The sequence below is a fragment of the Microbacterium sp. BWR-S6Y genome, from assembly GCF_041379845.1.
Lineage (GTDB): Bacteria > Actinomycetota > Actinomycetes > Actinomycetales > Microbacteriaceae > Microbacterium > Microbacterium hydrothermale.
Window position 1 is genome coordinate 268,160 of record NZ_JBFECV010000006.1, and the last position, 8,897, is coordinate 277,056.

9 protein-coding genes and 1 pseudogene are annotated in these 8,897 nt (G+C 70.8%); 1 reads left to right on the top strand and 9 read right to left on the bottom strand.

The window, feature by feature from the left end:
* Positions 1-16: 16 nt before the first annotated feature.
* The 3 genes from AB1K56_RS14350 to AB1K56_RS14360 form a co-directional block, all read right to left on the bottom strand.
* Positions 17-3,061, bottom strand: a complete 3,045-nt coding sequence (locus tag AB1K56_RS14350) for a molybdopterin-dependent oxidoreductase (protein WP_371206188.1) — start codon at positions 3,059-3,061, stop codon at positions 17-19.
* A gap of 169 nt (positions 3,062-3,230) precedes the next feature.
* The gene (locus AB1K56_RS14355; RefSeq protein WP_371206189.1) at positions 3,231-4,064 is read right to left on the bottom strand and encodes a xanthine dehydrogenase family protein subunit M; all 834 of its coding nucleotides are present in this window, start codon (positions 4,062-4,064) and stop codon (positions 3,231-3,233) included.
* A gap of 2 nt (positions 4,065-4,066) precedes the next feature.
* Positions 4,067-4,729, bottom strand: coding sequence for a pyridoxal 5'-phosphate synthase (locus AB1K56_RS14360; protein WP_371206190.1), 663 nt, complete (start codon positions 4,727-4,729; stop codon positions 4,067-4,069).
* 65 nt (positions 4,730-4,794) lie between these two features.
* Here AB1K56_RS14360 and AB1K56_RS14365 point away from each other — a divergent pair, with 65 nt between their 5' ends.
* A complete protein-coding gene (locus tag AB1K56_RS14365) occupies positions 4,795-5,817 on the top strand; it encodes a methylenetetrahydrofolate reductase C-terminal domain-containing protein (RefSeq protein WP_371206191.1) in 1,023 nt (340 codons plus the stop codon).
* Between the two features lie 248 nt (positions 5,818-6,065).
* Here the strand turns inward: AB1K56_RS14365 and AB1K56_RS14370 are convergent, their stop codons facing one another.
* The 6 genes and pseudogenes from AB1K56_RS14370 to AB1K56_RS14395 all read right to left on the bottom strand — a co-directional run.
* Positions 6,066-6,290: a hypothetical protein gene (locus tag AB1K56_RS14370; protein WP_371206192.1), complete on the bottom strand. Its 225-nt coding sequence runs from the start codon at positions 6,288-6,290 to the stop codon at positions 6,066-6,068.
* A 93-nt stretch (positions 6,291-6,383) separates the two neighbouring features.
* Positions 6,384-6,668 (bottom strand): WXG100 family type VII secretion target, encoded by a 285-nt coding sequence (locus AB1K56_RS14375; RefSeq protein WP_371206193.1) that lies wholly within the window; start codon positions 6,666-6,668, stop codon positions 6,384-6,386.
* Positions 6,665-7,144 carry a hypothetical protein gene (locus AB1K56_RS14380; protein WP_371206194.1) on the bottom strand — a complete coding sequence of 160 codons (480 nt, stop codon included), beginning with the start codon at positions 7,142-7,144 and terminating at the stop codon, positions 6,665-6,667. The genes AB1K56_RS14375 and AB1K56_RS14380 overlap by 4 nt, the downstream gene beginning before the upstream one ends.
* Entirely contained in the window at positions 7,141-8,388 is a 1,248-nt protein-coding gene (locus tag AB1K56_RS14385; protein WP_371206201.1) for a putative T7SS-secreted protein, read from the bottom strand. Before AB1K56_RS14385 ends, AB1K56_RS14380 begins: the two co-directional genes overlap by 4 nt.
* Positions 8,388-8,669, bottom strand: a complete 282-nt coding sequence (locus AB1K56_RS14390; RefSeq protein ID WP_371206195.1) for a type VII secretion target — start codon at positions 8,667-8,669, stop codon at positions 8,388-8,390. The genes AB1K56_RS14385 and AB1K56_RS14390 overlap by 1 nt, the downstream gene beginning before the upstream one ends.
* Before the next feature lie 100 nt (positions 8,670-8,769).
* A pseudogene (locus AB1K56_RS14395) lies at positions 8,770-8,897 on the bottom strand (IS481 family transposase); the annotation flags it as partial.

Below are 8,897 nucleotides of genomic sequence, written 5' to 3' on the forward strand. Positions count from 1 at the left end.
CGCAGCCGGACTCGCCTCACTCCCCGCCGGCCAGCCTCCACACGCGGTCGCGCGAGAACGGCAGCTCGTACCCTCGACGGCCGACCGCCCGCGATACCGCGTTGCCGATCGCCGCGCCGACGGGGTTGTAGGGCGACTCGCTCATCGACTTCGCGCCGAACGGCCCGAGGGAGTCGTCGGTCTCGGCGAAGTACACCTCGGTGTCGGGCACGTCGGCGAACTGCGGCACGCGATACGTGCGGAACACGGGATTCTGCACGACGCCGTCTTCGAGCAGCACCTCCTCGTACAGCGCTCCACCCAGCGCCTGAGCGGCCCCGCCCTCGATCTGCCCGCGGCACTGCGCGGGGTTGATGACGACCCCGGCGTCGGCCGACTGGATCGACTGCAGCACCTTCACCGTCCCGGTCTGCGGGTCGACGGCCACGCGCACCGCGTGCACGTTGAACGCGAGCGAACGGAGGTCGCCGAACTCCGCGCCGTCCGCGGTGAGCTCGCTCTCGCCCGAGGCCGCGACGATCCGCGCCCAGGAGACGATCTCGTCCCCCACGCGGATCCCGGATGCCGTGAACGCGACCTCGCCGCCCTCGAACGGCGCATCGCGGCCGACGCCCGACCCGACGGCGGATGCTGCCACCGCGCCCTCGCCGCCCTCGCACGATCCGGCGCGGCCGGCCGACCCGCGAGCTCCCGATCCGACGGCGGATGCCGCCATCGCGAGGTCGCGGGCATCCCCGGTCGCGAGTTCTCGCGCGAGGTCGACCATCCGCCGCCGCAGCGCCGTGCACGCGCCGAAGAGCGCCTTGCCCGCGACCACCGTTCCGGCCGAGGCGAAGGCCCCGGTGTCGTGGCGCACGGCGTCGGTGTCGGCGGCCCACAGCTCGAGGCGCTCGGGCGACGCGTCGAGCACGGTCGCGGCGATCTGGCGGTGCACGGTCGAGGTGCCGTTGCCGAACTCCGCCGTCCCCACCCGCAGCAGATAGGTGCCGTCGGGACGCAGGGTGGCGGTGGTGTGGGCGATGTGTCCGCGGGGAGCCATCGTCGCGATCATGGCGGTCGCCATCCCCTCGCCGACGAGCCACCCCTCGGGAGCGTCGACGCCGTTGCCGCGGCGCAGGGCGTCCTGCGCGAGGTCGAGGCACTGGTCGAGGCCATAGCTGCCCCAGATCAGGTCCTCCTCGTACTCCTCGTCGTCGTCGGGGTGCAGGGGGTCGCCCTCGCGCACGGCGTTGATGCGTCGCAGGTCGAAGGGGTCGATGTCGAGCTCCTGCGCGAGCGCGTCCATCGCCGACTCCACCGCGAAGACGACCTGCCCGAGCCCGTACCCGCGGAACGCCCCCGACGGCGGGTTGTTCGTGTACACCGCCTCGGCGTCGATCCATTTCGTCGGCACCCGGTACAGCGTCGTCGACTCGGCGCACGAGTGGAACAGCACGCCGATCGCGTGGTTGCCGTAGGCACCGGTGTCGCTCAGCACGTCGATCTTCATCGCGGTGAGCGAGCCCGCGGCATCCGCCCCGAGGGTCGCGCGCACGCGCATCGGATGCCGCAGCGACGCGCGCACGAACTGATCGGTGCGCGAGAACTCGTAGACCACCGGACGGCCGAGCGTCAGCACGGCCAGGGCGGTGAGGTCTTCGGTGAACAGCTCCTGCTTGCCGCCGAAGCCGCCGCCCACGCGCGCGGCGAACACGCGCACGCGATCGCGTTCGAGGCCGAAGATGTGCGCGATCTCGTCGCGGGCGAGGAACGGCACCTGCGTCGACGAGCGGATGACAAGGCGCCCGTCGTCGTCGAGCCATCCCACGGCCGCGTGCGTCTCGAGGGCCGCGTGCGTGACGCGCGACGAGCGCCACTCGCCGGTCACCGTCGCGTGGCTCGCGGCGAGGGCCTGGTCGATGTCGCCGCCGTGACCGGTGTGGAAGCCGGCGACCACGTTGCGTCCGGCCTCCATCACGCGCTCGTCGGGCGTGCGGTCGGGGTGGAGCAGGGGAGCCCCGGGGCGACGCGCCTCTTCGGGGTCGAAGACCGCGGGGAGCACGTCGTAGTCGATCCGGACCGCGCGGCATCCGGCATCCGCCGCCTCCGCGGTCTCGGCCACGACCGCGACCACGCGCTGCCCGACGTGCCGCACGACGTCGTCGAGCATGCGCGTGTCGTCGGGGTCGTCGGTGCGGTGCTCGTGCCGACCGGAGGAGTAGCGCACCTCGGGCACATCGGCGTGGGTGAACACGGCGACCACTCCCGGCAGCGCGAGCGCCGCAGACGTGTCGATCGAGCGGACGCGCGCGTGGGCGTGCGGTGAGGTCACGACCCGCAGCACGAGCGGCGGACCGCCGGGCACGGGTTCGTCGAGCGTGAACGGTTCGCGGCCCTGCACGAGGCGGCGCGCGGCCTCGGGGATGACCGAGGCGCCGACGCGCGCGGTGGTCGCGGGCGTGCAGGACTCCTGCAGATCGGGCCGTTCGGGGGCGGAGAGCAGCGGACCGCGCGGTTCTGCAGGAGTCGTGCGCGCCGCCGGGACGGATCCGGCTGCGGCGGAGGCGCCGGCGTGTCCGCCGCATCCCGCGCCACAGGCGTCGGCGCCCGCTCCTGCGGCATCCGCCCCGCCTCCCGTCTCGCGGACGGGGCCCAGCACGGAGGCGCGGATGGCCTCGCGGATCGGGCGGTACCCGGTGCAGCGGCACAGGTTGCCCTTCATGCGGCGGTCGAGGTCGTCGAGGTCGTCGGCGCCCAGGGTGGACGCCGTGACGCTCATCCCCGGGGAGCAGAAGCCGCACTGGAATCCGAAGCCCGTCGCGATCGCCTCCTGCACCGGGTGCAGGTCGTCGCCGGGGGCGAGGCCCGCGGCCGTGGTGATCGCGCGACCCTCCAGACGCATCGCGGGCACGATGCACGAGTGCGTGGGGGTGCCGTCGAGCAGCACGGAGCAGGCGCCGCAGTCTCCGGCGTCGCAGCCCTTCTTGACCTCGACGTGACCCGTCTCGCGCAGCAGCGTGCGGGCGCATTGGCCGGGCCGCGGTTCCGCCTCGACCGGGGAACCGTTGACATGGAATCTCACGCGGTCGCCTCCCCGTCGGTCGAGGGGCGGTGCGCGGGCATTCCGTCGCGGGAATGGATGCCGCGCCGGTGCCGCGCTCCGGAGGATGCGCCCGGATTCCCGCCGCACGCCCACCGTGACGACGTCGACCTGCGCGGATCTCCGGAGCCCGGCACGAGGGCCCCGGCGCTCACGCGGCACCCCGCTGCAACGGGCGGGCGAAACCCGCCCGCAGGCGCTCGGCCAGCACGATGCTCACGCCGCGGCGCCAATCGGCGCTGCCCAGCGGATCGGTATAGAAGTCGGTGGCTCCGGCGACGGCGTCGCGCAGCTCCCCGGCCCCGGGCACGCGCGCGAAGCGCAGCACCCGCGGGCGACGCACGGCGGCGGTCACGACGAACACGCTCGTGCCGTCGGGATCGACGCGCGCCGTGACGACGGCGCCCGAGCGTCCGAGCTCGGCGAGGGCGATCTTCTGCAGCCCCACGCGCGCGGTCAGGGCCCGTGCCGGGATGTCGAGGGCGCGCACGACCTCCCCCGGAGCGAGCGAGGTCGCGGCGTTGTCGACGACCAGATCGGCCACCGCGATGCGGCGCTCGCCGCCGTCCGGCGTCCAGATCAGAGCCGTGGCATCCAGGGTCGAGAGCATCGCGATCATCGCGCCCGCCGCGAAGGCCTGGCAGACATTGCCGCCGACGGTCGCGGTGTTCCAGATCTTGAACGAGGCGAGCAGCGCGTCGGCCGCGGGGCGCGCGAGGGCGAGCGACGTCCAGTCGAGGGGCGCCTCGTACTCGACCCAGGCGAGCAGGCGGGCGATCGTGCACGTCGCTCCGATGCGCAGACCCTCGTCGGTCGCCTCGAGGTCGGCCCAGCCCAGTCCCGTCAGGTCGACGAAGCCGGTCGTATGCGGCTGCGGCTCGCTCATGAGCCACGTGCCGCCGGCCATCACGACCTCGCCCGGGCGCAGGGCGAGGTCGGCGCGCGAGCGCGCGACGCGGTAGGACGTGACGCTGGTGATGTCCATGCTCAGCCCGCCTTGATCCGGCCGGTCCAGCGCCCGTCGGTGAGGGTGTAGTGCTGCCGCGTGCTCTGGCCGAGGGCGTCGCCCCGCCAGAAGGTGAGCGTCACCGGGCGCATGCGGAAGCCGACCCAGCGTTCCGGCGGGTCGAGGTGGGGGTGCGCGGCGTCGAACTCCGCCCACAGGTGTCGACGTTCGAGCACGTGCAGGTGCGCGTTCTCGTCGGTGTTCAGCCACGCGAGCAGCTGCAGGTAGCGCGAGCGCTGGCGGTACACCTCGGCGGCCTCGTCGGCGCCGACGCGCTCGACGATGCCGCGCACGACGAGCTGCCGCCCCACCTCGGGCCAGGCGACCGACATCGCGGCGACCGGGTTCGCCGCGATCTGCGCGACCTTGGCGCTCGCGGCATCGGTGTGGAAGTACAGCCCGGTCAGGTCGCGGTCGCTCACCAGCACGTGTCGCAGCGACGGCAGTCCGTCGCTGCCCATCGTGGCCAGGGCGGCGAGGGGCCGCAATTCGCTGTCGTGCGGGGGGAGCCAGCGCACGAGAAGGTCGAGCGGGTCGTCGACGAGCGCGTCGACGTCGTCGACGTCGGAACCGAACGTGGTGCCGGCCGTGATCATGGCGATGCGACCTCCGGGGATGCTGCGGGTAGCGACGAGCGTAGGCACCGCGCGTTTCGGCGATGTTGCCGTCATGAACATTCGACGAAACACCGGGTTCGTACACTCCCGGCATGAGCGTGCTGCCCCTCATCGACACCTGCCCGAAGAGCATGGAGTACGGTCCCTGCGGCGGGGTCGGCTTCGACGGATCGTGCGAGGTCGACGCGGCGCACCGCTGCGCGTTCCTGCACCGCCCGACCGTGCCGTGGACGGGGCTCGACCGCTCGACCGAGGTGGCCCCGGCTCCGCGCACGGCCGCTGCCGCGCGCACCCTCGAGGCCCTCAGCACCCGCCCCTGGGTGGTGGCCGACCTTCCCGCGCGGGCGCTGAGCGTGGCATCCATCGATCGGTGCGCCGCGATCCTCTCCGGAGAGGTGGATGCCGTCCTCGCCGGCGACGCGGGAAGCGCGCGGGTCCAGTTTCCTCCCGCCTACCGTGCGCACCTGCTGCAGAGCCGGGGTCTGCGCGTGTGGACGGGCTTGAACATGCGCGACCGCAATCGCGTGGCGATCGAGGGCGAGCTCGCGGCCCTCGCGGTCGAGGGGGTCGCGGGGGTGCACTGCGTGACCGGCGACCACACACGCACGGGACACCGCCCGGACGCGGCGCCGGTGTTCGACCTCGACTCCACCGAGGCCACGGCCCTGGCCCGCGCCGCCGGGCACGTCGTGTCGGTCGCGGCATCGCCTGCCGCCCCGCCCGTCGACCGACGCGCGGCGCGGCTGCGCGAGAAGATCCGCGCAGGAGCGGACGTGTGCTTCGTCAACCACGCCGGCGGGGCGGCGCCCGTGCGCCGGTTCATCGAGGAGGCGGGCGACGGCATCCGGTACATCCCGTGCGTGCCGGTGGTCGTCGATCACGCGTCGGCCGACCTGCTGGAGTCGTTCACGACCCTGGTGCTGCCCGAGGACTTCCTGGAGCGCGTGCGGCGCTCGCGCGACCCGCGGGCGGAGGGGATCTCGCTCGCGGTCGAGATGGCGCGGGAGATGCTCGCCGTGCCGGGCGTCGTCGGCGTGAACCTGTCGGGCGGTCGCGAGGGCGCCGAGGAATCGTTCGCCGAAGCCCTCGCCGAGATCGCGCGCCGGCTGCGCTGAGCGCGCGGGGCGCAGATTGCATTCTCGATAAATAAAGTCGCGGATGGGTGCAGTACTACGCGCTGCTGACCGACATCGGCCTGCTGAAAGATCTCGACCACTTGTGCAGGCACTCGTCCGCGCTCACGGCGTCAGCGATTGGCTCGGGCAGAGGTCGTTCATATGGACCTAGCGCAAGTGGGCTAGACGCTCGATCTCACCCCGAACTACTGATCGGTGTGATGCGCCGCGTTCCAAGGCTCTGGCGGTTAGAACGTTCGGCCCTGCAGGAGGTCAGCGACATCGGACAGCGGCAGGCCAACACCGTCTCGGAACGCGAGCGCCGCGCCCAGCTCCCCCCGCGGGTCGGTCCCCTTCCCGGCGTTGTCGGGCTTCACGAGTGCGTAGAGGTCGTCGTCGGGCGCCTTGATATTGACCTGTCCGCGATCCGCGGCCAATCGCGGGAGATGGGCAAGATCAAGCTCGGCAGGCATGCGCCACACCGTAGCGCCTGCGAGGCCAAAGTCGCGGTGACGCGGCTGGTGCCCGTCGCCTTTCGATGAGCTTCGTGAGACGGCTCGGGGAAGCTAGCGCCAAAGGCTGATGGCGCTCGCCTCAGCCGCGCTCAAAGCTTCGCCCGACGCCACGGCTGCGGTATCCGCTGCGGCAAGCGCAAGGTTCATCGACTGCATGGCGGTAATCCACTGACGTTGCGCGTCGTCGTACGCGGTCCGCGCGCTTCCGCTCCAGCTATCCCGAACCTTTGCCACGGCGCCCTCTAGCGTGTCCAGCTCGCGCTGTATCGACGCCGTAGCGGCGTGCAGTGCCTCCACGAAAGCCTCGTGTCGACCGCTGTTGAACGCGATGCTCACGGCTTCTGCTCGCTGGCCAAGCTCAGCTCGCGCAGTTGGTACTGCGCGGGCGGATTACCAGTTCGCACGAAGTGCTTGAACACGCCCGCCGCCTCGTCGGCGTCGAACACTTCCCGCCGGTGCACGAGCAAGACACCGTTGGCGTTGAACGCAATGGCCACGTCCGGCGCGTCGGATGAGTCGCCCTCACGCCCCAAAGTAGCGACGCTCCAGCTCCCGTCGTCACGCCGACGACCCCACTCGATGGTCATGGCTTCGGCGGTGCCCGCGGCCTGTAAGAACGGGTCGTCCCGTCCCGGCATGTCATCGAAATGCACCCCGTCCGGGATGCGCTCCACAACAAGAGTGGAGCGGTCGGGTTGGCCCAGCATGGACAGCAATCGTCCGAGCGTGCGATCCGCAGACTCCGCGAATCGGCTCAAGGTAGTCCGTGAGCCGTTCGAGGTGTACTGCGCGCGTGGAACTTCAGCAGTCACGGAACCTCCTTCAGAACGACTTCCACGATACGGACGGTCTCGCCATTCACGCGAGCTGTGGCCGGTGTCCCACCATTGACGATGTCGTCGAACACACGCTGGTTTGCATCCTTTGAGGCAGTGCCGGACTTCACTTCGATCGCCGTATAAGTGCCGTCCGGATTCTTGTACAGGCCATCGAAATATCGACCGTTCGGATTGCCGCCATCGACAGTTGCCTTCACCTGCTGGCGGATGACCTGCTCGCCGGTCTCTTCCTCGAACTCGTCTAAGCCCTGCTGCTCTTTGTCTTTGCCGGGCGACGAGTTGCCGTCCGTGTAGCGTCCGCGCTCGTCTCGGTTCGGATCGGCGTGCTTCTGCATCGGCTCGACTCGTCCCGCGCCGATCGCGTCAACAGCTACTACAGTTGCGCCGACGCCCGCGGTGGCAATCCCGCCTCCGATGAGTGCGGCACCGCCCGCGGCGGTGGGCGCGCCGATTGTTGCGCCAACTCCGGTGAGAGACACCGCGCCGCCGCCACCGAAGAGCCCCGCTCCGCCCGCGATCATCCCTGCGCCGCCCAGCATCGCGAGGAGCGCTTCCGGGTGCCGAAGCATGGCATTCCCGACGCTAGCCACGCCATTCACGACGTCGACAAGACCGTTCCAAGCAAGCCGACTTTGCATGATGAGCATCACTGTCGCGGTTGCGCGGGCCACGTCCCAGGCGGTCGGCTCCGGCGCAGTGAGTACCCTCAGCTTTTCCGCCGCGATATCCCCGGAAGCAGTCACTTCAGCGCGCGCATACTCCAACAAGTCTCTGGCGTCTGCGCGTGTCTGCGCGCCGCCGTCAACGTACGGCGGGATGACGCCGCTCGCTCCAGCGAGGTACGCCGCGCGCTCCGCCTCTCGGTGAGCACTGACGCTGTATGCGGTCTGCGCTTGGCCCGTCGCCCACATAGCAGCGGCATCCGACGCCTTCTGCTGCGCCCAGCCAAGCGTGGTGCCATAAGCGTTTAGTGACTCGACAGCGCTCGCGATGAGCGTGTGCAGCTCGTCCCATGCCGACGCGACCTGCTCACGGCGCAAAGTGAAGCCCGAAGCGGCCTCGCCTTGCCAGCCGTCGGGTGGGGCGGCGCCCCTTACCTGCTCGGCGATAGACGCCGCCGTGGCAGCGCGCGCACGCCAGGCGTCCACCGTCGCGAACAGCTCGGAGAGGTCTCCGGGGACTAGCTCGGTCGGTTCGCTTGTCTGGCCCAGCTCCATCACGGCGCTGAGCCGTCGTCGCGAAGCGCCGAGTTCGTATCCGCCTGCTCGTAGAGGTCTGCACTTGTGCGCAGTCGCGAGGCGATCTCTTCAAGAGCAGCGGCTTGTTGCGACCACGCCGTGCCAACCATGCCCGCCACCTCCGATAGCCCGGCTGTGATGGCGTCGTGCCCGAGGTCAGATGCACATGATTCTGTGAATGATCCCGCGTCGTCTCTGATGCCTTCATACAGCTTCGCGCTCGACCGGAGCGACTCCGGGTCAGCGGCGAAGACGGTCATGCCACGAGGATACGCACTCCCGCGAGCCGCTAGGAGCTTTCCGGGAGGGTCGGAAGGGGCCGCCTATCGTCGCGGCGTGGCTCTACCCCCGGGCGTCGAGCTAGGTGTGATGTCCGGAAAGGTTGTTGTCGATCCTGCGGATGGGCGGGGCTCCGATCGCGGAGTGGTGCCTGTGATGATTGTAGAAGTGCAACCAACCCGGCAGCGCCGCGCGGCGTTCGGCTTCTG